The 22,559-nt window shown below is 44.2% G+C and carries 21 protein-coding genes and 5 pseudogenes (1 of these 26 running past the window's edge); all 26 read right to left on the bottom strand.

What is annotated here, in order from left to right; translation table 11 throughout:
- A pseudogene (locus JCM7501_RS03470) lies at nt 1-765 on the bottom strand (heavy metal translocating P-type ATPase) (it extends 1,594 nt beyond the left edge of the window).
- A 13-nt stretch (nt 766-778) separates the two neighbouring features.
- Nucleotides 779-1,153, bottom strand: coding sequence for an ArsR/SmtB family transcription factor (locus JCM7501_RS03465; protein WP_028992651.1), 375 nt, complete (start codon nt 1,151-1,153; stop codon nt 779-781).
- A 199-nt stretch (nt 1,154-1,352) separates the two neighbouring features.
- On the bottom strand, nt 1,353-1,499 hold the full coding sequence (locus JCM7501_RS13090; RefSeq protein ID WP_028306869.1) for a hypothetical protein: 147 nt from the start codon (nt 1,497-1,499) through the stop codon (nt 1,353-1,355).
- 153 nt (nt 1,500-1,652) lie between these two features.
- Nucleotides 1,653-3,220: pseudogene (locus JCM7501_RS03455) on the bottom strand (recombinase family protein).
- The gene (locus JCM7501_RS03450; RefSeq protein ID WP_038002260.1) at nt 3,183-3,638 is read right to left on the bottom strand and encodes a recombinase family protein; all 456 of its coding nucleotides are present in this window, start codon (nt 3,636-3,638) and stop codon (nt 3,183-3,185) included. The pseudogene JCM7501_RS03455 and the gene JCM7501_RS03450 overlap by 38 nt, the downstream one beginning before the upstream one ends.
- Nucleotides 3,638-5,205 (bottom strand): annotated as a pseudogene (locus JCM7501_RS03445) (recombinase family protein). Before JCM7501_RS03445 ends, JCM7501_RS03450 begins: the two are co-directional and overlap by 1 nt.
- A 65-nt stretch (nt 5,206-5,270) precedes the next feature.
- Nucleotides 5,271-5,483: pseudogene (locus JCM7501_RS03440) on the bottom strand (SHOCT domain-containing protein); the annotation flags it as partial.
- Nucleotides 5,484-5,536: 53 nt separating this feature from the next.
- Nucleotides 5,537-6,541, bottom strand: coding sequence for an N-acetylmuramoyl-L-alanine amidase (locus tag JCM7501_RS15580; protein WP_028992647.1), 1,005 nt, complete (start codon nt 6,539-6,541; stop codon nt 5,537-5,539).
- Nucleotides 6,538-6,957: a phage holin family protein gene (locus JCM7501_RS03430; protein WP_028992646.1), complete on the bottom strand. Its 420-nt coding sequence runs from the start codon at nt 6,955-6,957 to the stop codon at nt 6,538-6,540. The genes JCM7501_RS15580 and JCM7501_RS03430 overlap by 4 nt, the downstream gene beginning before the upstream one ends.
- An 87-nt stretch (nt 6,958-7,044) precedes the next feature.
- A pseudogene (locus JCM7501_RS03425) lies at nt 7,045-9,510 on the bottom strand (glycosyl hydrolase family 18 protein).
- Nucleotides 9,507-10,082, bottom strand: coding sequence for a hypothetical protein (locus JCM7501_RS03420; protein ID WP_028992644.1), 576 nt, complete (start codon nt 10,080-10,082; stop codon nt 9,507-9,509). Before JCM7501_RS03420 ends, JCM7501_RS03425 begins: the two are co-directional and overlap by 4 nt.
- A gap of 214 nt (nt 10,083-10,296) precedes the next feature.
- On the bottom strand, nt 10,297-11,868 hold the full coding sequence (locus JCM7501_RS16455; RefSeq protein WP_256201082.1) for a phage tail spike protein: 1,572 nt from the start codon (nt 11,866-11,868) through the stop codon (nt 10,297-10,299).
- A 35-nt stretch (nt 11,869-11,903) separates the two neighbouring features.
- Nucleotides 11,904-12,818: a hypothetical protein gene (locus tag JCM7501_RS16450; RefSeq protein ID WP_256201081.1), complete on the bottom strand. Its 915-nt coding sequence runs from the start codon at nt 12,816-12,818 to the stop codon at nt 11,904-11,906.
- Between the two features lie 4 nt (nt 12,819-12,822).
- Nucleotides 12,823-13,596, bottom strand: coding sequence for a distal tail protein Dit (locus tag JCM7501_RS03410; RefSeq protein ID WP_028992642.1), 774 nt, complete (start codon nt 13,594-13,596; stop codon nt 12,823-12,825).
- Nucleotides 13,597-13,609: 13 nt separating this feature from the next.
- Complete coding sequence (locus JCM7501_RS03405) at nt 13,610-15,049, bottom strand: phage tail protein (RefSeq protein WP_256201080.1); 1,440 nt, start codon at nt 15,047-15,049, stop codon at nt 13,610-13,612.
- Nucleotides 14,971-15,795 carry a hypothetical protein gene (locus JCM7501_RS16445; RefSeq protein ID WP_256201079.1) on the bottom strand — a complete coding sequence of 275 codons (825 nt, stop codon included), beginning with the start codon at nt 15,793-15,795 and terminating at the stop codon, nt 14,971-14,973. Before JCM7501_RS16445 ends, JCM7501_RS03405 begins: the two co-directional genes overlap by 79 nt.
- A gap of 215 nt (nt 15,796-16,010) precedes the next feature.
- Nucleotides 16,011-16,394, bottom strand: coding sequence for a hypothetical protein (locus JCM7501_RS03395; protein WP_003516030.1), 384 nt, complete (start codon nt 16,392-16,394; stop codon nt 16,011-16,013).
- Nucleotides 16,394-16,993 carry a major tail protein gene (locus JCM7501_RS03390; protein ID WP_003516029.1) on the bottom strand — a complete coding sequence of 200 codons (600 nt, stop codon included), beginning with the start codon at nt 16,991-16,993 and terminating at the stop codon, nt 16,394-16,396. The genes JCM7501_RS03395 and JCM7501_RS03390 overlap by 1 nt, the downstream gene beginning before the upstream one ends.
- A gap of 5 nt (nt 16,994-16,998) precedes the next feature.
- Nucleotides 16,999-17,343, bottom strand: coding sequence for a hypothetical protein (locus tag JCM7501_RS03385; protein ID WP_004400082.1), 345 nt, complete (start codon nt 17,341-17,343; stop codon nt 16,999-17,001).
- A gap of 76 nt (nt 17,344-17,419) precedes the next feature.
- Nucleotides 17,420-17,770 (bottom strand): HK97 gp10 family phage protein, encoded by a 351-nt coding sequence (locus JCM7501_RS03380; RefSeq protein ID WP_256201078.1) that lies wholly within the window; start codon nt 17,768-17,770, stop codon nt 17,420-17,422.
- Between the two features lie 16 nt (nt 17,771-17,786).
- Nucleotides 17,787-18,122: a head-tail adaptor protein gene (locus JCM7501_RS03375; protein ID WP_028992640.1), complete on the bottom strand. Its 336-nt coding sequence runs from the start codon at nt 18,120-18,122 to the stop codon at nt 17,787-17,789.
- A 2-nt stretch (nt 18,123-18,124) separates the two neighbouring features.
- A complete protein-coding gene (locus JCM7501_RS03370) occupies nt 18,125-18,433 on the bottom strand; it encodes a head-tail connector protein (protein ID WP_028992639.1) in 309 nt (102 codons plus the stop codon).
- Nucleotides 18,434-18,454: 21 nt separating this feature from the next.
- A complete protein-coding gene (locus tag JCM7501_RS16440) occupies nt 18,455-19,138 on the bottom strand; it encodes a phage major capsid protein (protein ID WP_457921082.1) in 684 nt (227 codons plus the stop codon).
- On the bottom strand, nt 19,131-19,655 hold the full coding sequence (locus JCM7501_RS16435; RefSeq protein ID WP_457921081.1) for a phage major capsid protein: 525 nt from the start codon (nt 19,653-19,655) through the stop codon (nt 19,131-19,133). The genes JCM7501_RS16440 and JCM7501_RS16435 overlap by 8 nt, the downstream gene beginning before the upstream one ends.
- A gap of 50 nt (nt 19,656-19,705) precedes the next feature.
- On the bottom strand, nt 19,706-21,694 hold the full coding sequence (locus JCM7501_RS15770) for a phage portal protein (protein WP_162199499.1): 1,989 nt from the start codon (nt 21,692-21,694) through the stop codon (nt 19,706-19,708).
- Nucleotides 21,691-22,368, bottom strand: coding sequence for a terminase TerL endonuclease subunit (locus JCM7501_RS16430; RefSeq protein WP_457921080.1), 678 nt, complete (start codon nt 22,366-22,368; stop codon nt 21,691-21,693). Before JCM7501_RS16430 ends, JCM7501_RS15770 begins: the two co-directional genes overlap by 4 nt.
- Between the last annotated feature and the right edge of the window lie 191 nt (nt 22,369-22,559).

Raw genomic sequence — 22,559 nt, 5'->3', positions numbered from 1 at the left:
GCATAACTGCTACACCTTCTGGATACTCTCCAACGAAGAAAGCACCAATGGTAGCAATACTCATCAAAAAATGCTCACTAAATACCTGACCACGGGCAATACCTTTTATTGCTCTTAAGACAACCTCTCCACCAACTATGATATAACTAATAATAAACAAGGTAAGCTCAAGCCAATTTTGGAAATTAAAGATGATTCCCACGGCAAATATTGCTCCACCGACCACAAGTCTTATGATTTCTTTTTTGTTGACACCTTCTTCTTCCTCTTCGTTATTTTCGTTTATTTTGGTCTTGGAGTTATTCTCCTCAAAAATGACCTTTACATCTGGCTCTATTTTCTTTACTATGCTTCAATCTTCTCATTTAACTCAGAGCGGTTGACTTTCGGACTTATTTCCAGTGTTAGTTTCTTCGAAACAAAATCTACTGCAGCAAATTCAACTCCTTCTAGACCGCTTATTTCTTTTTCCATTTTAGCTGCACAATTCGCGCAGCCAAGTCCTTCAAGTATTAATACTTTTTTATTGCTCTTGTTAACGGATTTTTCTTTCACTACCACATCCGGTTCGTGCTTGTGCACTATGGTTTTAACTTGCTGTAATATATTCTTATACTCTTGCTCTGATTCAATTTCTAAAGTCAATGTCTTGTTCATGAAGTTCATATAGGCTTTGACTCCATTTAATTTATTAACCTCATCTTCAATTTTAGCTGCACAATTTGCGCAATCTAAACCTTCTAAAATTACTTCCTTCTTTAACATTACTGACCCTCCTTTACTTACTTTCTTCTGAAATATGAATTAATCCCTGGTCAAATATTTGCTTTACATGTTCATCTTCAAGAGAGTAGAATACAATCTTTCCTTCTCTTCTGCTCTTTACTAGTCCAGCCTGCTTTAAGACTCTTAGCTGATGTGAAATTGCTGATTGGGTCATATTTAATAAGAATGCAATATCGCAAACGCACATCTCTGATTCATCTAATGCCCAGAGTATCTTAATTCTTGTTGAATCTCCAAAAACTTTAAATAGTTCTGCTAGATTATATAGAGTTTCTTCTTGAGGCATTTTTTCTCGCACTTTATTTACAATTTCCTCATGTATTACATCACAGTCGCATCTTTCAATTGGTTGAATTTTTTTTGCCATATTTATATCACCTCCTTATCATTCAATTGAACACTTGAATAAGCTTTCATATATATTATAAACCTCAATTCTCCGTTTGTCAATAAAAACATATGAGTAATTGTTCAAGTGTGTTTATTTATTAGATTATCCCCAAGTATAAATAGAAAAGAACCGCCCATCAAGAAGTATTTCTCCTCAATCGGCGGTCAAGTTCATTTTAAATTAATACATCAATCTCTACTCCAGACTTAAACTCAACGGTCAGCTTATTATCAAATACCGTAACTTTTTCAATAAGCCGCCTTACCAGTTGCTCATCATATTCCTCCAGCTCATAGGACTGTTCATTCAAGAAGTCTGTCATTTCAGCTATTCGCTGCTTCTTCCTTCACGCTCTGCATTTTTAACCAGCGCATTTTGCTTCTGCTCCCGCAATCGGTAATCCAATTATGTCTCCTGTAGTTATTTATAATAGTATAAGTACTCTTCCCCTACTGGCGGCTATCTTAATACGAGCTTATAGGTTTACTTCTATTTCTAACCCTGACTTAAACTCTACCACTAGCCTGTCATTATATACAGTTGCCTTTTCAATTAGTTTTCTAACCAGTTTATCATCAAATTCCGTAATACCACCGGTTTGCATATTAAGGAAGTCCGTCATCTCAGCGATCCGATCCCGCTTATCTTGACGGAGAGCGTTTCTTGAAAGGGTTTCTTGCCTTAAGTCCCGTAAGCGGTAAATCTCATTGACAATATTATCATATGCTTCCTTTGAATTTGCCAATTGGATCAACTCGGCTTGAAGCTCTTCCAGCCTTTTATCAATATCTGCCGTACTCTCGTCCAAATCCTCGTTTAATACGGTTTCAATATTCTTTTTCAGTATGGCCAGGAAAGAGTTTTTCCCGCTGACGGCTATATTGATAGCTTCTACAATCTTCTCTTTGAGAGTATCTTCAAGTATAGTGGAAGCGGTACAAAACAAACCGGTGTTTTCCAATCTGCTGACGCATCTCCATACGATTGATTTCTTTCCTCGGTTATTCCAATGAACCCTGCGGAATACTTCATGACACTTGCCGCAGAACACCATTTGGGATAAGGGATGATTATTGCTGTAGTTTCTCTTCTTTCCGTTCTTACTTATATGCACACATCTTCTGCGGACAAGCTCTTCCTGAACCTGCATATAAATTTCACGCGGGATTATGGCTCATGGCTGTTTTCTACATAGTATTGAGGAACTATGCCGTTATTGGCCACCCTTTTCTTCGATAAAAAATCTACTGTATAGGTTTTCTGCAACAGCGCATCACCGATATATTTTTCATTCCTCAAAATCTTATTGATGGTGCTGGTATGCCATCTGTGATTGCCTGCACCTGTCAGAATTCCGTCAGCTTCCAGACCTCTTGCTATCTGTAGCATACTGGAACCTTCAAGGTATTCTCTGTAAATGCGTTTAACGATCTCTGCTTCTTCAGGTACGATAACTAAATTGCCATCCTTATCCTTTGTATAGCCAAGAAACCGGTTGTGATTAATATGGATTTTTCCTTGCTGATATCGGTACTGAATACCCAGTTTTACATTCTGGCTTAACGATTGGCTTTCTTGCTGCGCCAAAGAAGCCATAATGGTCAGCAGGATTTCCCCTTTGGAATCCAATGTGTTTATATTTTCCTTTTCAAAGTAAACTGGAATATTTTTTTCTTTAAGCTGCCTTATGTACTTTAGGCAGTCCAGCGTATTTCTTGCAAAACGGCTGATAGATTTCGTAATTATCATATCGATTTTGCCCTGCATACATTCTTCTATCATCCGGTTAAACTCTTCACGCTTTTTCGTGTTGGTTCCAGTAATCCCTTCATCCGCAAATATGCCAGCTAACTCCCATTCCGGATTGCTTTTAATGTAGTTTGTGTAGTGCTCAATTTGCGCTTCATAACTGGTTGCCTGCTCCTCGCTGTCCGTAGATACGCGGCAATAGGCTGCTACCCGAAGCTTAGGCAATTCTTCAGCCTTTGCACTATTTCCAATCCGTTTACGAGCAGGGATTACCGTAACATTCCTGATTGCCATCTGAAATCACCTCGCTCTTAATAAGACTATAAGCATACTCTGCCTGCTGAAATGGATCATCATATAGATTATCTGGCATTGAAGCATGAAACCTAAAATTTAGGCATTTCTTTTCATTTCCTTTATGTTCATAAATCCTGCCAAGTGCCTCAGCTCGCCTGCGTCTTTCCAGTTGTGCTTCTTCGAATGTGTCCTTGCTGATAATTGGCGGATAGAATTTATCCTTAACATACCGTTTATCTGCCAGCATTCTTGCAATAGATGTGTGGTAGCGCTTAATGCCCGCTTTTTGGGCTGCTTCGGTTAAAGAAAGCCCGGAAAGGTAAGCCTCAAATATTTTCTCAATCTTAACTGCTTCCTCTTCATTAATTACAGCCCTACCGTTCTGAATGGTATATCCAAAAGGTATATGGCTCATCATTTCACCAGCCTTTCTCTTAAGTTCAACCCGCATTTCATTTTGAAACTTATTTCTTCTTGTGAAAACACAATGATTTCTTCAATAAAATCCTCAAATATTTTGCTATCGAATGCATCAATCTGCTTTTCAGCTTTCGTTGCAAATTTAAGAAGCTTCTCAACCTCAACAAGGATAGTCTGACTCCCATTGATTGCGCGGTTTATGGCTTCTTTTTGTTCTTTTAACAAGGCTGCTTCTTTGCTCAGCTCATTTTTCTGTGTATTAAAAAGAGCGGGTTCCAGGTATCCTTTGGCCATAAGTCCCATAATCACCTGTACCCGCTCTGTATTTTCTTTTATTTTAGTTTCCAGCTCCTGAATCTTAGTTATGTTATCTGAGTAATTTGTTTTCTTTAAGCTTTGCAGCAATGGCCTTAGAATGAACTTATGTCCGAAAATAAGCTTATTCATCATAACAACAAAGGCCTGATGGATCCCATCCTCTCTGACAAATTTCATTGAACAAGCCGAAGCGTCTTTTATATGCTTTGTGCAGCACCAGGCAATGTATTTATGATTACCACTGCCATGAATTCGACGCTTAAAACTGCTGCCACATTCTGCGCATTTGATTTTCCCCGAGAAAGGGTAGCGGTTTTGATATTTACTGCTTCCCTTGATTACGCCTTTTTCTTTACCTCTTTGCTTCAATATTTCTTTGACGGCTTCAAATTCCTCATGGGATATAATGGCTTCATGATGATCCTTTATCATGTATTGATCCTTTTCACCACGATTATAATGCCGCTTAAAATTCTCATCTGTATATGTTTTTTGCAGAAGGACATCCCCGGTATATTTTTCATTGCTAAGGATACCGCGGATAGTGGTCGCTGTCCAATGTGAACCTCTCTTTGTTGGGATTTTATCCAAATTTAACCCATCTGCAATTTTCTGTGTGCCTTTACCAACCAAAGCCTCGGAAAAAATCCGCTTTATGATTTCAGCCTGTTCTTTATTGATAAATAGCTTTCCATCCACATAATCGTAACCATAGGAGGATACGAAATTTTGTATGTTCCGTTTTGGAACCTACGTCTGATAGACCACTTACTATTTTCTGCAATGGATAATGACTCGTTTTCTGCAAGACTGCTCAAAATTGTCAGCACCAATTCGCCTTCCATGCGCTGTGTGTTTATATTCTCTTTCTCGAAATAGATGAAAACACCGAGATCGGTAAGTTTTCTCACCATCTCAATACAGTCGGTTGTGTTTCTGGCAAATCTGCTGACCGACTTGGTTATAATAAAGTCAATTTTTTTGTTTTCGCAATCTGCAAGCAGTCTCAAAAGTCCAGTTCGGTTTTCCTTTTTTGTGCCTGATATGCCTTCATCATAATAAATCCCTGCAAATTCCCAATCAGGATTTGCTTTTATATAGGATTCATAATGGTCCTTTTGTGCTTCCAGGCTTGCCATTTGCTCATCACTGTCTGTTGAAACCCTGCAATAAGCCGCTACCCTCACCTTTGGCTTGAAAGCTTGGAGAGCATTGTTTCCATCAATCCTTGTTACCTTTCTCACTGTTTTCACCTCCTTTGGGCATGTGACATGTTACCTCTGTGTGCCGCTAATAGCAAGCTAATTAGCATAAGCTGTGCATACATCGGCGAGAAAGTTTTGCGGTTCAACTTGTCGATTTTGTTGAATTCTTCTTCTGAAATCAGTCCCGCCTTAAGCATCCTCTGCAGAATTTTGTACGCCCGCCAGTAATCAACCTCTCTTTGAATTTCCTCCTGTGATATCTTTGTATAGTTCGTTTCCTGCGGGTTATATGGTAAATGATTAGCCGCCTCTATCATTCAAGCACCTCCTATAAAAACTTAGGACAGTCGCGATTAGCTGTCCTTTATCGTTATTCCGGCAATTTGAGAACTTGTCCGGGGTAAATAGTATCTGAAGTCAGGCCATTGAGTTCCTTAATCTCCGGATATCTTGTTCCTCTGCCGAGTTCTTTTTCCGCTATTCTCCATAAGGTGTCGCCTTTTTGCACTGTATAGGTTCTATTGCCCTTGTTATCAGGAATGCTGTTTACAATTACAAGGTTTTCTTTTGCTACCCAAGTGTTTATGCCTGCAATCTCTTGACCGCCGGATTTCTTAACCTTTTTGCCAAGCAAAACACATTCTTTGCCGCCTTTTATGACCGGCTTGCCTTTGTATAAAGTCTGTGTGACCCTGTGGTAATAGTCATTTTTGACCCACGTTGGAACTTCCACACTGCCGGGGTAGTAATTCTTTACACTGACCTTAAACTCCACCATATCTCCAATTCCAATATCAGTATTGATATCTGTACTGTTCTCCAGCGCTTTTTTTACTGCTTTACGGAAAGTGTCCATATTCTCCCCATGCTTGGGAAACCAGTGCATCACATCAGCATGGTTGCTGGCAATACCGAGCTTATATCCCTCGGAGTGGCAGATGATGTCATTTTCATTAAGGCTGTACTTCTTGCAGAGCATAACGCAGAGTTCAACCGCATTCTGCCACGCTTTACGGAAATAATCTTCTTGTTTTGCTGCATCATAACCCACCATTACCGACCCAGATTTATACGAAAACCCAGCAGGCTCACAAATTTCAAAGCCAATATGGGTATTGTTGGCTGCTCCTCCTGCATGCCACCCGCGATGATCCCAAGGCAGGTATTGCCAAACCTCTTTATCGTCTACAAAAGCGTGAACACATACCTGCCTATTTATTTCGCCGGCCTTGTAAGATTTGTTCCAACGGGAAAACCACTCAGCCGCCATTACACCCGGCACAGCCGTCGAATGTACCATGATTCCTTTAGGCGTGATTTTGCGGCCTGCTGTATAGCAATCGTTTCGCGTCATGTATTTTGTAAAAAGCTTCATTTCTTTTCATCCTCCTCATTTGAGTGGCCATGCAGTTGTTCCAATGCGTTCTTCAGCTTTTCAGGAATGGGCAGTCCTATATGTGCTGCATTCTCAAGAATTGAAACTCCCTCGTTACTCAGGTAAAAGAAAATCACCGCTGTCCGGATTGCCCCTCCGTTGCCGAGAACCTGGCTGTCGATTATGTGTCCCACACCCACAAGTACAAATATAAGCACTTTCTTAAAGATGCCCTTGGCTCCGACTTCACTCGAAAGCTTTCTGTCTACAACGGCACACATCACCCCGGTCACATAGTCAATGGCTACAAAAGCGATGAGTGCATATAAAAATCCATCCAGCCCTCCAAGAAACCAGCCAAGAAATCCGCCAATAGCAGTAAAAACCGCCTGCACCCAGTTCCATACTGTTTTCATTGTCTTAAACCTCCGTTCAACTTGAGTTTTGCATATAAAAAAGCGCCTTGCCTTAAAGCAAAGCGCTGAATATATAAAACTTTTAACCTACATTTGCTTCGGAAGCGCCTCCCACAGCCGCATATCCTCCTGACCAAGCGACCAGATGGCTATACCTCGCAATTTCCATCGATAAGCCGCTTCGTTTGCCCAGTAAACAAGGCTGTCCACATCCTGATAATACAGAATAGAAAAACCATCTGCATCTCCGAGGAAGAGACGGGATATCCAGATATTGATGTCTTTCGGTATAATCTTTACTTCATAGTCATTACCGCAAGAAAGAGCCAAAAGTTGTGAGTGGAAGAAGTCATAGTCCATCGAAATGTCCTCACTGCGAGTTATCGATTCCTCCACATCGCTATTTACTGAAAACACCTGAAATTCATCATCCCACGTGACACCAGTGCGAGCAAGCCTGCCAAAGCTGGTTATAGTTCCATCCGGGAGTTCCACATCAAAACGCTCGTATGGTTCATATACATGCATCGCCCAGTCTCAGTAGCTCGCATACCGTCCGGTTGTCCGAGCAGTACCCTGCATAACCACTACCACCGTTTACATTCACTGTGAAACGCAGGGTTGAAGCTGCACCTGAATATACTCTTACCTTATTGCCGCGTTTTCGCATCTCTATAGTATACATATTCGGATTAGCACGAAGATCGGCATCTGCAGTTTTTGAGAAACTGGTGGAATAGCTACCAAGCAAGGAATTACCTTGATAAAGCTCGACTCTTTGCGTGTCATAATTTAAGCAGCAGAAAATATCTCCAAGGAACACCCCAGCCCGTCCACTGCTATTTTGAGGGAAAGCCAGCCTTGCCCGGATATGAATATCGGAAAACCCGTCGTATTTCCATGCAAGTTTGCCATATCCCTCGAGCTGGGAATATGGGCGACTTTCTGTGCTGTCTGGATCTTGCCAAACATCCCATTCGCCATCCAGCACAGTCCAGTAATTTTCAGGCAGGATGTTCCTGTCCCGAAAATCCTCATACCAAATAAGCGCCGAGTCGGGTTTTCTTCGCAACATTTCAAAGGTCAGTTTAAAACCTCGATCCGGCTCAACCATCACACCATTGACATCCTTGAACCGACGAGGAGAGAGCATAAAGCTGGCTTCACCGGCAAAGGGATACTCCGAAAATCCACTGCAAACCCTAAAACCGTAAAACTGGACTCCCGGCACACCACCGCTTATGCTGACAGCATGCGTTCCCTCTTGGAGAAATACACCTTTTGCAAGTGTCAACCAGCAAACTCTTCTCCAGTATGGCCACCATAAACGGTTCTCGCTGAAAGTCTTTGATATACCATCAAGGGAAACAATAATCGCATTTTTGTCCCAGTAAGGAAAGCAAAGCTGTACTGCAATATCGTAATATCCCGCTTCTCTTATCTCAAAACGGTACTCTGCTGACGCCTGGTCATCTCCAAGTGAGGCCATCTCATCAGTAATAATGACATTTCCTTCGTATTCATCCGGAACTCCGTTCCTGTCAATATAAATGGTTCCGAACTCCGCTTTCTGCTCCTTGCCATAGCTTGTCAAATATCTTCGCCTGTTATAAACCCCTTTTAGCAGCGGATATTCCCAAGATACAGCATCCCATCCTTCCATATAATCATATACATGAGGAAGAGCCCAAGGTACTTTGTTATAGTCATCCCAGTAAGCCACAATTGGAATAAACGGCTGGGGCGGTGCATCGCCTGTGAAATTGTAAACCCCAGTCATCCAGTATTTTGCCGCATAGTAGGTATTAGACACTCCTCGATAGGTTATTCCAAGGTTTTCAGGTGTATCATGAATCCTCCAGTTCCAACCATAAGCAGGCAATCCCATGAATATCTTGTCGGGTGACATAACGGAAACAGCATAATCATATATGCCTCAAGCCAGTCACGAGGAGATACTGGGCCGGGAGCAGAGCCCGCCCATGCCATGCCATAGCTCATGATGGCGGCGGTATCGCAATAGTCGTTAAGATCGGCATAAACACACCAGTCTTCACCGCCCACCGAGCCTTGAACGCCGGTCATGCCAGGCAGGCAGATGTTGACAAGCTTTGTTGCATCATAAGACTTAACTGTATTGTATATATCCCTAAATAGTGCATTCGCCGCATCCTTGTTTTCATAACCTCCACCGCGCTCAAGGTCAATATCTACCCCAGCGCACCATGGATACTTGTTCATTATTCGGATGATTTCAGTGAGAAACTTATCCTTTGCACCGTTTTCGTTGTTGCGAAGTGCAGTAAAAATATTGGCTATTCCATGATTCATAATTGTGAGCAGCCACTTAATATGAGGCCATTTCTGAATATACGGTAGCATGCTGCTGATGCTTGTACCGGTTTCAGTAATTGTGCCTGTTTCGTCAACCTCAAAAGTAAAAATGCCTACCGTATCAAAGCGGTCGCCGTAGTCTCTAAGCGCCTCATACATTCGGGAATTACCCATAAAACTCCACACCATGCAACGTTTGCCTTTTAAGAAATCCCTCACAACCGGTCACCGCCTTCCTGCATCTCCTGAAATTCAAAGAGCAACCGCGCCGATTTTCTCTCTTCCAGTTTCACTGTATGTTTGCTGTCCCATGCCGCAGAATATTGATAAAACCCATCCTTAGGAGTCTGACTTCCGTTTTTTAGGCATTGGCGGGTGGAAGCCTTGAGTGTCAGCTCATCGCCTGCGTTAACCGAGTCAAGAAACCTTACCTTATGCGCGCCCATACCTTGGGATATTTCAATACTTCCTGCGGCCATATCCTGTATAGGATAGATATAGCAGTCAAGACCAGCAGAAGTTTTACCCAGGTTGAATAAAATTACAGTCTCCGCTGTTCGCACCACACCGTTATAATGCCGGGGCGGAACTGGCTGCCCGTTTTCCTGCATTTTCGTTAGCATTTTGCTCGTGTGGACGGTATAGCCTGTCAACTGATCTCCATCCTGAAGCTGCATGTCGGTGAAATAGATTATTCCGGTACAGTCTGCAATAAGAAGGCGCACAGTTACGCCCGCCACATGTTTATTGCTTTTTAGTTGTATGGTTTCTGTAAATCTTGAAAACTGCATCCATTTCACCTACCCGTCTAATGTCCACTGAATTTCGCATACATGCCCGATCCATCCAGTGGAAACCGAACCGCCCTGAAGCAATAAGTCTGTAAAGTACACTGTGCCGGTGCAGTCAGTGACGCACAGCCTGATGGTGATAGATTTGACTCTGCTGATACTTTTGGGAGAAATACTGTGTGTAATCTGATTGAAATATGCCATATCATCACCCTCAAATCAGGTCTATAAATCTTGTTTCTGTTGTACCGTCCTCGTATTCAATGACTATCTCAACACCAACCTGGCCGTTTTCGCCCTTTACAAGGTTTTCGGAAGCAATCTGCGCTGAAAATGTATAACTTTTACGTGTTGCTGGGTATACCGTCTGTGACAGACTCTTTGTCATACCAGGTACACCAACAGCCTTGAAGGAAGCAGTTCCCGAAACACCATTTTCAGTATCCACTTCAAAGCCGGAATTGACCCAGTAGGCAAAACCATCATCCGCTCTGGAATTGCGCAGATGGTTGAATGGTACCATATCTTTAATTTCCTGACGGTTTATCAACTCTGCTGAGGACAGTGCATCCGCTGCCTTGTCCCACTGTGCTGAAGAATCGCCGAGTTCCCGCAGTTTAGTTGAAAGCTCAATCACTGTTTTCCATGGCTCCTGCAAGTTATACTGCCTTCTCACAACACGAGTCTTTACCAAAAGGCCTAGTTCTTTATCGTCCACTGTAACAATATCACCCAGTTTCCATGCTTCGTGCTCATAACCGGTTAGCGCAGATAAATCCATTGCAGACAGTACATAAGAAACGCGAGGCTTCGAATATTCTGCAAGCCGCATTTTTGCATATTCCAGCATCTGATACGGATTTGTAAACGACGAACAATCAAGCGTCGACACCCTCACTTCACTGGAAAAAGTGTAATCTTCAACGTATTCCTTACCTCCATTAATTGAAGCGAAGGTCAATCCGTCCTTTCCATAAGCATAGAGCCTTGTCACTAATTCACGTGTATCGACTACCCGCTGAATACTTTTCAAATTCTTTCTATATGAAAAAAGCGCTCCGCTATCAGTACCACTAAAAGTCAAAAGGTGTACCTGGCGGTTGGCGCTGTCAAACACCAGATCGCCGCCATAAATATTCTGTACAGTGCGAAGGATGGATAAGGCATTTTTTTCTGTACACTGCCATGTCCGTTTCGTAGTGACAGTAACATTTCCTACTGTCCAACCTGTACCCAAAAGTGCATATTGCATCGGAACATCTGCAGTATCTGCATTGAATTCTCTAGGTTCTTTTTCCGCACTGAAAGACAGATCGTAAAATACCGCTTCAGCATATACTTGCGTAATAACACGCCCATCTTCGCTTTTATTGTCCGTTAAGGTTCGGATCCGGTAAATGTCATTTACGATTTGCACTTGTTTTTCATTTTCCAGTGTGCTTCTTTTTGGATCATGGAACGGAAGCTTGAATTCCAGCGTATCCGCGCCGTTCACCTCACCAGTGACAATGATATCAAAGGCATTTTCAAGAACAGCTTCCCATGCTCCGTTTTTGTCCAAAATCACAGGACGGGCAAAGCCTAGTTTCTCATAGGGCGCTTTCGGTATATCATGAAGCTGTATTTCCAGAAGTTTTGGCGTCCTCAACGGATCGCTGCTGGTAAGGGTAACACGGAACCTTATATATTGCCGATTTGGCGATTGAAGTTCACCGCTGGTTCCCACAGCCTGCCATGCAGACCATTCTTCAAGATCATCGCTTGTGCTGGTCTCTACTATAGACACTGAAGTAACACCTGCAGTATATTCGCTTGCGACAGCTACACGACCGCTGCCCGATAATGCACATGGAACCGCCCTTGTATAAAGTACGCCACTTGCAGGATACTCGCCATCTGTTGCTTTGAGGGTGCTGCGCCAGGCTCTGCCAAAGCATCTACATCCGAAGCCGCATCCCCACCGTTTGCATGTAAAGACGACTTAAAATATAACAGCAAATCATCAGCTGTAAGCTGTGAGTCCGTTTCCAGAAACCAGTCGTCGAAGCCTCCGGCATAGTAGTAGGTATTTGCATGCATCCCCATAATAATGTCTGCTATACATTCCCGATTCAGCTCTCCCGAAAAGGAACGCACAGGCGACACCCAGGTTGCCCCGTCGCTGCGATCGCATATGATGTTCTGTACCTTTTTGTTGCTTACTTCAATGATGGAGGCGATAAAATACCAGCCGCCGTTTTTCAAGGTAATGGTAGCTGTTTCACTCTGGTCGTAGATTAGTGTGCCGGAGGAGTTATACAACATAAGCCTAAGTCTCCCTTGATAAAGTGAAACATAAAAAATTGGCTGACCGGGTCCTTGGCGGGTATTGAATATGGGTATATATGTCTGGCCGACCGAATAGGTGGTAGGATTAATCCAACCTCCTACAACAATCTTTTCGCCCAGATTGCTAAAGAAACTCCCATCATTTTCTGCTATAAGATGGGTCTTTTCAGAAGTCGGATTAACAATATTTTGCCTAAAGTATCTTCCGAATCTTCCAGCAATAAGGTTTGCCGATGTCCCTGACCAGCCGGAGATGGTAAAATGTCTGCCATGTCCCGATGAGTCTATAAGCTGAAGATTTTCGTCTGGTGTTTTTTCATTAAATCGCCATAAAGCAGACGTCCTTGATGTTACAGGAAACTCACCGGTAAAATCCTCTTGGTTTGTCAGGATTGATTTTATCGCCATGTTATCACCTCCATCTGCTTTTTGCCTGTATTTTTAACTCAGTAAAGGTCGCGTTTTCTGCGGCAATCTCAATATGATTAACACCTTTCCTGAGAATTGGAAAATTCAGATCCTGCAAGCTGGGAAGGCCATTTCTCAAGGTTCGGCCTGTTTCATCAATAACCTTAGCTGTTACCATGCCGGAGTCGACAATCAGAGTTTCACCTTCAGATAATGAGCCAACAATTCTCAATTCCTCGCCGTTCGTAATAAGCGAAATATAGCTTGATGAGGACGTTGATATCAAACCTTTCAAGAGATAAACCGGATTGGAATCCGTATTTCCTTTAACCCTCTCCAACTCATGCAGACCTGTTTCAGAAAGAACAAATATCTCATCTTCCAACGCGTAAACATACGGGTCGGGACAAACAAACCGAAGTTCAAAGCTGCCCGCTGTCCGCAATATCCGCTCACAGTCAACCGCTTCTGATAAGCGAGCCATAAAATATCGGTCGGGCAAATCATCTAGAACAAGTTGTTTAAGCCCGTTTTCCGGATTTAACCATTCAGCAACATTATCAAGAACCGATACAAGCTCAGCAAAACTGCGCTGGGGAAGCACACTACAGCTAATTATTATGTTTCGTTCTGATATATCGCAGCCAAAATCTGCAATACCTGCTTTGCCCGGCACAGTTTCAAAGGAATTACGCAGGGCAGGGGAAACCTGCCATTTGGTAAGTCTTGCTCGTATTTTCATACTTTGTGACGATATTCCATTGTAGATAAATCCCATATGCTTCCCTCCATTACGCTGTTATAAAACGTCCCTGCGCCCTTGAACCTGTCTGCATCAGGTTATATAACTCCTGTGAAATCCTACGTATGTCTTCTTCACCACGAACAATCATCTGCTGCACCACAACAAGCGGCCCAGAAGCTAAACCGCTAAATCCACCTCTTCCACTTACATTAATATCAGGAGATATATTAAAATCTGTCGGCACTGCATTTTGCATATCGTCTGCCACTCTGGCCATAGCCTTGTCAAATCCCTCACCAATACCCAGTGCCATATTGCCGCCAATACCTTCAAAAACAGTGGACGGAGATCTGATTCCAAGAAAATTCTTTACTCCATCAACAATACCGGAAAAGAAACCGGAAACCTTATCCTTAATCCAGCTACCAAGGCTTTTAATACCTTCCCAGATGCCTTTTACAATGTTCTTACCAATCTCAACCACTGAAACAACCGCCTTGCCCAAGCCTTCTATAATAGCCGCAACAATCTGAGGTAAAGACTTTACTAGTTCTGGAATGGCTTTCACAAGCCCGGCAGCAAGCTGTACGATAAGCGTAATTCCCAATTCTATGATTTTCGGCATATTGTTCGTCACAAAGTCAATGATTGTTGTAATTATCCTCGGCAGTGCTTCAATTAGTTCTGGCAATGCATTTAAAAGTCCCTGCGCCAGTCCCTGAATCAATGTAAAAGCAGCTTCAAGGATTTTGTCCATATTATCCAGCAGCCCTTGCACAATGGTGATCACTGCTTGAACCGCTGCTGGAATTAGCTCCGGTAATGCTTCTCCAAGCCCCATTACCAACGCTGTGATTAGCTGCACCGCTGCATCAATGAGTAAAGGCAGGTTATCAATGAGTGCTCCGGCAATGGTCATAACCGCATCTACTGCTGCTGGAATCAGCTCCGGCAGCAGGCTCAAGAGAGTTTGAAGCACCTGAGAGAACAATTCAGTTACAGTTTGCAACAGCACGGGAAGCAGATCTTTGACTGCTGAGATAATCGCACCGGTTGCCTCCGGCAGAGCAGCCACTATATTTTCCAAAACCGGTACAATATTTTTAACTACAGCCTGAAAGGCATCCACAAGATTTTGTGTTAGGTTCGTCATATCAGCGTTCGCATTGCCAAGTCCTGCTATAAACGAACTTAGAGAGGCTTGTAAAAGACCAATGGAACCGCTGATGGTCTGGGTAGACTCTCTTGCGAAGTTTCCAGCATACTGTTCGGTTTTTTCAAAAAACATCTGCATGGCGATCTCGGCCTTTTCGGCATTGGTTGCGCTATTCCAGGCAAAATCCAGCCCTTTTGCAAGAGCATAAGCTTCGATGGTAGTGGCGTTCATGGCGACACCCAGATTATCCATCATGGTGAAGTTACCCTTGGCTGCGCCAGCGATGGATTCCATGGCAGTCTGCATGTCAATGCCCATAACCGAAGCCATATCTGCCGCCCGTTGCATGGCCTTCTCGGTAAGTTCCAGACTTTTTTGCTGATCGACACCAGCACCCTGAAACAGTGCGCCCATTTTGTTGGCGGTGGCAAGGTACTCGGATTGGGACAAGCCCAGATTCTTGTAGCTTCTTCTCCCGTTTTTTGGATACGTGCAGCATATTCGCCAAACACAGCTTCAGAACCGCCAAGGTTCTGCTCAAGCTCACCAAACTGCTCCACGACCTCTTTTCCCAGCTTGATGGCAGCCGCGCCCGCTGCGGTCGCTGCAGCACCCATAGCCGCGCCAACACCTTTAAGAACGCTGCCCAGCTTCTCAAATTTCGAGCTGGATTTTTCGGCATTGTCTCCACTTTCCTTCAATTCGTCCCCAAGTTCGTCTGCACTTTCAGCAGACTGTTCGAGCTCGCGCTCCATTTTGTTCAGTTCGGCTTTTGCATTATTAAGCTGTATTTGCCACGACTGAGTACGTCTGTCGGTTTCTCCGAAAGATGAGGCGGCATTGGCAAGGGCTTTCTCCAAAGTAGCTATTTTTTCTTTCTGCAATTCGATCTCTTTGTTAAGCACCTTGTTTCTTGCAGTAACAGCTTCAACTGACTTATCCTGCTTGTCGAACTGAGATACGACCAGGTTCATTTCGCTACCCAGTACCTTAAAACTTTGATTGATCTCACGAATGGCGTTTTTAAATTCCTTTTCGCCTTCAATCCCGATCTTCAGGCCAAAATTGTCTGCCACATAACCGCCTCCTTTCCTGCAAAATTTTTAAATTCCGTAAGGTATCACATCATCAATGGTAAGCATACGCTTTGGTTTCGCCAGCCCTAAAAACTGCTTATGGCACTCCCATAAATCAAGCAGGTACCCAATAGGCATTAGCCATACTTCATCCTCTGAACGGTTGAGCTGGACAGTGCCGTAATATAAAAGCCGAGTGAACAATTCCTCATCGCTCACTCGGCCGGTGTGTTTTTTAAGTCATCCTCACTTTCAACATTTCTTTTGGTACCCTTGAACATTGCTTCCATGATAGCGTCTTTATATGCTGCCAGTTCCAAAGGAGATGTGAGAAGTTCCACTGTCTCTTCAGTCAGGAGTTCACGCTTATCCTGATTTTTAAGGTTGTGTATCAAAATGCTCTGGTTAGCCAGCAGTGTAATCAGCCATACCACTTCGTCAAGAGCCATCTCGAAGTTCTCGGTTTTCATCAGTTTCGTGCCGAGGTTTTCAAGACCGCCGTACCTTTTTGCAATCTCCTTTGTCGCTTTAGTGGTTAGAATAAGCTGATATTCTTCATCGCCGATTTTGATAATTGCGCTTCTGTCATTATCCTGCATTATTCGCTGCCTCCTCCCACAGCAAATACCGGCTCATAAACTTCCGTATACCAGCCGGTAATAGTTTCAGGCGATACACCGGGATCGTCTTCGCTGACCTCTGCCTTCCAAGGGTGCTTTCCCTGGCCATCTGGTTTGTTACGTCTCATGACTGTCCCTTCAATGGTGGGTGTCGAAAAGGTAATGCTATCACCTTTCGTTTGCAGATTTGTTGCCGGGATGCCGAATTTCACCCTGTAAAGCCAAAAATACCTGTACTTGCCGTTAGCTTTCTTGGCTCTAAAGCCAATTGCCACAGGCGCGCCTCCATCCTCGCTGGTGGAAATCAGCACCTTATTGTCATCAAGAGTGGCTCCCGTCAAAACCTCAGCAGCGTCTACTCCGATATCTGCAACACCAAGAGTCAGTGTGCCGCTTTGAAATTCCTTGACCACTTCTGCCGCCCCGTCATCGGCATAAAGTGTCGCCTCTGCCAGCTCCACAGAAAGTTCTGCCGTAATAGCCTTAGCCAGCGGAACAGGCGTGGCGTATGTCTCTTCTCCGTTTTCATTCTCAGTTATTTTGGCATAATATAACCTGTCCAGTCCGATTGTGGCCATGTTTTTCATTCCTCCTTTACTTCATATTCTTTTGCCACATCAATGGCATAGTGGTGATAGCCGGTATCGTCCTCATGGCCTATATACCGCCTGTCGGTAATGGTAAAGCCTGCTTGAAGCAATGTGTTCACTATTTCGTTTTTACGGGCAGTGTAGTTTCCCTTTATAAATAAAGACAACCTTACCTCCTGGGTTTCTACCTGAGGCTGGTTGTCTGCAAAAACTTCAAATGTATCTGTCATCGGAGTAATGACAAGGTACTCATCTGGCGGTACACCGCTAAATACCCCGGTTTCAATGGGGATACCCAAACCATCCAATAACGAGTTTAATTCTGACAATATGCTCATATACGACCCAGCTCCTGTTCCAGTCTTGACTTCATTACTTCGATGCAGGACTTCCTTGTAGCTGATTTTGCCGGTTTCAAAAAGGGCCTTGGAGCTGCCCGGACTTGCCATACTCAATAATATTAGCAATCTTCGCATTGCTTTCCCCATCCTTCCTTGGTTCAGTAAAGCCGATTTTTATGTTGTGGTTTCCATCCCTGTCCTGTTTGGCAGGAGAAAGTCCCAAAGCATTTACCAATTCACCGGTTGCTCTGGACGGATATTTAGTGCCGCTCCCGATAACTGACTGAAGATTGGACTTTACTTTTGAAAGAACCACTTCCCCGCCTGCTTCCAGCACCTTAGGTATGATTTCGTCTGTTCTTTCTCCAAGTCTGGATAACTTGAGCAAGAACTGTTCCGGCATTTTAACTTCCACCTTAGCCACGTTGCAGCCCCTCCTTTTATGCTTTGCTTGATTTCACCTTTTCCGCAAGCACCTCAATATACATTCCACGTCCTTTTACATCCTCAACACTTATAATGTTGTACCTGCCATCGCTGCAAACGAGTACAAGATCTGTGGTAACTTCCAGGTTAGGTATCCTACGGAAGCGGAACAGGGCAGACGCCTGCGAAAACGCCGCCCTGTTTGCCCATTTTTCACTGCCATGCCTATCTTCCTTGTATGCCCTTACCGAAGCAAGAATGACATCACCTTTTTCAGTAAAACCCTCACTATCCTTAACCGGCTTGACTGAGATAATGTCCACGAAAGTTTTCATTTTCCCAAGGCCCATATTTACACCTTCCAATCCCGGTCGAGCCGCAGCAATAGATTAACTGTATTCCATACCTGCTGTCCAGCCTGCACACTATCCCCAAAAAAGCCAGCCGTCGAACCATCCCTGCTTTCATAAAAATGACTCGACAGCATAATGACAGCCTGCTCAGTAGTAGGCGGCATGGGGTTTTCGGTATAATATCCTTCCGGCTTTTTCTGGTAACTTTCCGCATAGGCCACTGCGGCTTTGATATACTCTTGTAAAAGTGCGTCATCTTCGCTGTGCTGCAATATGAGGTTTGCTTTAACCTTCTCCAAAAGTTCCATGCCGCAGCACCTCCGTTTTCATTAAGTTGATTTCTGCTGCAGTATCTTGACTGCTTCAGCCAGTACCAGCTTGCCATCTACACGCTGGGTTGCCATGAATCCAACTTGTCCGGTCGCAGCATACAACTCATTAAGCCGCTTAAAAACCCTGCCTTGACGGTCTGCCACCCAGTAATAAGAAAAATCGCCGAATACAATCGTTTTTGCTCCGGCGGCAATGGCTGGCATAAATGCAGAAGTTTTAACTGGACGATTGAGGATAGTATCCGGTGTTCCAGCAGTTACAGAAGGCTGCCAGAGATACTGACCGTTGTTGTCTTTGAGCTTCCTTATAGCTTTAATTGTCGAATCATTCATAATGAATACAGCGTTCCTGCGGTACGGAGACTTTAGGCTGTAGAACAAGTCCATGATCTCGTCAAGGGTAATGGCTGTTGCACTCGCCGCAGTTACTCCTATCTCGCCACCGCCGTTATCTGCCAAGATACCGGTTGGCTTGCCAGATCCGTCACCGATAAAAAATGCTTCCTCCTCTTTTGCTCCGATTCGGCGGGCGAATTCTTTGGCTATATACTGCTCAAGGTTGAATACACTATCGTTTAACAATTCCTCTGACACCTTGATCATAGTAGCCAGCTTATATGCGCCGATGGATACCTGTGCAAAGGAGTCATCGCTTTCGGGAATCTGGCCTTCCTCATCCACCCAGGATGCAGTACTTGCTTGCCACCACAGGAATTTTCTTGTCACCGCTGGACGTGGTAATAACATTGGCAATCTGCCTAAAGATATTCTCCTCCTCCAGTGCTTCCACAAGAGTACGCTCAAAGTCGTCGGGAACAAGATATCCACCTTCGGTGTCCTCTCCAATCTGCAGCGCGTTGTGTACGTCATATTTGCGCCTGCCGCGCATCATGTTCCAGAAAGACTGCCTATACTCATCGCTGGCACGTCCGGTTTTTTCATTGTTGCCAGATATGGAAGTGGGTTTGTCTGTAATAGGAATATTCAACGGTTTTGACAGTTCCAAATCTATGGCAGCCTGACGTTCAAGACGCTCTATTTCTTTGCCCAGCGCAATAACGTCGGCTTCCATTTTTTCATAAGTCGCGGTATCCTCCGGTGAAAGCAGTCCGTCGTTCCCGCGTTTGCTGTCGAGGAAAGCTTTAGCAGCTTCCCATACTTTAGCGCGTTTTTCACGCAGTTCCAGTATTTTGCTCATAATCAAATCCTCCTTACGGTTTTATTTGGGGTCCCCGCTAAATCGCAGATTTAGTGGGGTAAAAGTAGAAAAAGCCGCTTTTCAAGCGACTCAATTGGTGTTCCTTTTGGTTTCTCTTTTGGTTTAAGCTTTTGCAGGATGGAATTTGTTACTGCCTGCCTGCTGAAGATCATTCCTCCTGATACTTCAAATTCGGATGGGAATGATTCATCCTCCATAAACAAGATTCCATCGGCAAAGCCAAGTTCCACCGCTTTTCTTGCGTTAAACCAGCTTTCTGCATCCATTAGGTGCGATATTTTTGCCCTGGAAAGCCCGGTTTTCAGCTCATAAGCGTTGATGATGGATTCCTTTATTTCTTCCAGCATTGCGATAGCTTTCTCCATTTCTTCTGTATCACCGATGGCTATTGTCATAGGGTTGTGAATCATCATCATGCTGACTGGTGACATAAAGACGTCACCTCCGGCCATAGCTATGACCGAAGCGGCGCTGGCTGCAATACCGTCAATCTTTACCGTCACTTTGCCTTTGTAATCCATAAGCATGTTGTAAATTTGATTAGCTGCAAATATATCTCCGCCAGGGCTGTTGATCCAGATCGTTATATCACCCTCTCCGGACAACAGCTCTGATTTGAACTGCTTGGGAGTTACTTCGTCTCCCAGCCAGCTTTCTTCAGCTATTGGGCCGTCAATATATAATGTCCGGCTGCCATCATCGTTTTGTATCCAGTTCCAGAAGCGGCGAACCGGTTTTGTTTTTGCGATTTGTTCAACTTTTGATCCCTCCGTTTCAGCATTGTTTTTGCCTGCAAAGGCACCTGCATCGGCAAGCCTGGTCATGTTACCGTTAACAAGATACAGATCTCCGCCCAACTCCGCCGGAATCCGGTTCATGTCCTCAAGCTCGCGGATATCGTTAGCAGACATCCAGCCGTTCTGGCGAGCTACAGCATAACCATTCATGCGGCTTGCATAATCACCGCGCAGAAGGCCATCTACATTGAATTTGACAAAGTATGCCCGCTTCTCTGATGGTAAAAGCAGCGCTTTTTGGAGAGCCTGTTCCCAACGCACCACCCACGGGTCAAGCGTGTATTTAACAAATTCCAGAGATTGCTGTTCGATGTTTGAAAAGCTTGACTTTTCAAGATCTCCAACCATATGGGGAGGTACTCGGAATATCCGAGCAATTTCATTTATCTGAAACTTTCTTGTCTCTAAAAACTGTGCCTGTTCGGGTGGAATGCCGATTGGTTGAAACTTCATTCCCTCTTCCAGAACTGCAATGCGATGAGCATTGGCACTTCCTTGATAAACAGCGTTCCAGCTTTCCCGCACCTTTGCCGGATCCTTTAGTACACCGGGATGTTCCAGAACGCCACCCGGATTTGCTCCGTTGGCAAAAAAGGATGCACCATACTCCTCACAGGCAATAGCCATGCCTATGGCGTTCTTGGCCATAGCAATAGGGGAGTATCCGATCAGTCCGTCAAAACCGAGTCCCGGGATGTGAAGAACCTCCTCACTTCGTAGGTAAATAAGGCCTGCTTTTGGATTAACCCTGCTCTCATCGCTGTCGCGCCGATAAGTGTAAAACAGTTCTCCATTTGGAGCCCTGTCTACCGTCATTTTGTTTGGCAAAAGTGGATAAAGCGCCAGCACTCGTCCGGAACCGTCCCTAATAATTTGAGCGTAAGCATTTCCCCATAAAAGAAGATGACTCATCAGTGTTTCTCGGAACACGAATGAAGTCATCTCAGGGTTTGGTTCGTCATGGAGTAAATAATAGAGCGGGTGGGTCAACGCTTTTTCTTTGCCACCGTCTTCTTTATAGCGGTACACATGAAGCGGAAGCCCGGCGATGGCTTCTGCAAGTATCCTTACACAGGCATACACTGCCGTTGTCTGCATTGCAGTCCGCTCATTGACAGCTTTTCCGCTGGATGTGCCGCCGAAGAAAAAGCTATATGCATTACCGAACAGACTGTTTTTCGGCTTATCCCTTGCTTTGAACAAACGGGAAAATACACTCATATGATCAACAGCCCCCTTTCATCATAAATTGATCCGTTGCGTTCATCCCCGTCATGCCTTAACGCGCGGTCAAGCGCCATAATTAACGCTACCGCACCATCTATTCTCTCGGTGGATTTTTCTTTATCCGGCTTAATGTTTCCGGCGGGATCGGTTTTGACATAGATATTGTCCATCATCCACCGCAGTACTGGATTACCACCATGGGCGATGCGTTCTTCCAATGTCAACTTCATCAACTCTTTTGTAGGCGGCGACATATCCTTGAAACCCTGACCGAATGGAACAACCGTAAACCCCAAAGCCTCGAGGTTTTGCGTCATCTGAATTGCGCCCCAGCGGTCAAAGGCTATTTCCTTAATGTTATATTTCATTCCGATTTCCTCAATAAAGGTTTCGATAAAGCCATAATGCACGACGTTACCCTCAGTGGTATATAAAAAGCCTTGCCTCTCCCAGACATCATAAGGCACATGATCTCTCCGCACACGCTGATCAATATTCTCCTCCGGTATCCAGAAAAAAGGTAGAATCTGATATTTATCAGATTCATCAAGCGGTGGAAACACCAGCACAAAGGCGGTAATATCGGTAGTAGATGACAGGTCAAGTCCTCCGTAACAGGTTCTGCCGCGCAATTTTTCTGCATCAACAGGAAACGCACACTTATCCATTTATCCATTGGCATCCAGCGCACCGATTGTTTCACCCACTGATTTAAGCGGAGCTGACGGAATAAATTTTCCTCTGCAGGATTTTGCTTGGCATTTTCACAAGCCACCCTCAATTTTTCGATGTCGACTGTAATGCCCAGTGACGGGTTAACCTTTCTCCATACCTTTTCACTTGTCCAGTCATCGGTATC

The sequence above is a fragment of the Thermoanaerobacter thermocopriae JCM 7501 genome, assembly GCF_001310975.1.
In the GTDB taxonomy this organism is placed as follows: Bacteria; Bacillota; Thermoanaerobacteria; order Thermoanaerobacterales; family Thermoanaerobacteraceae; genus Thermoanaerobacter; species Thermoanaerobacter thermocopriae.
Note: the sequence above shows the minus strand (reverse complement) of the source record. Positions and strands in the feature narration are given on the sequence as shown.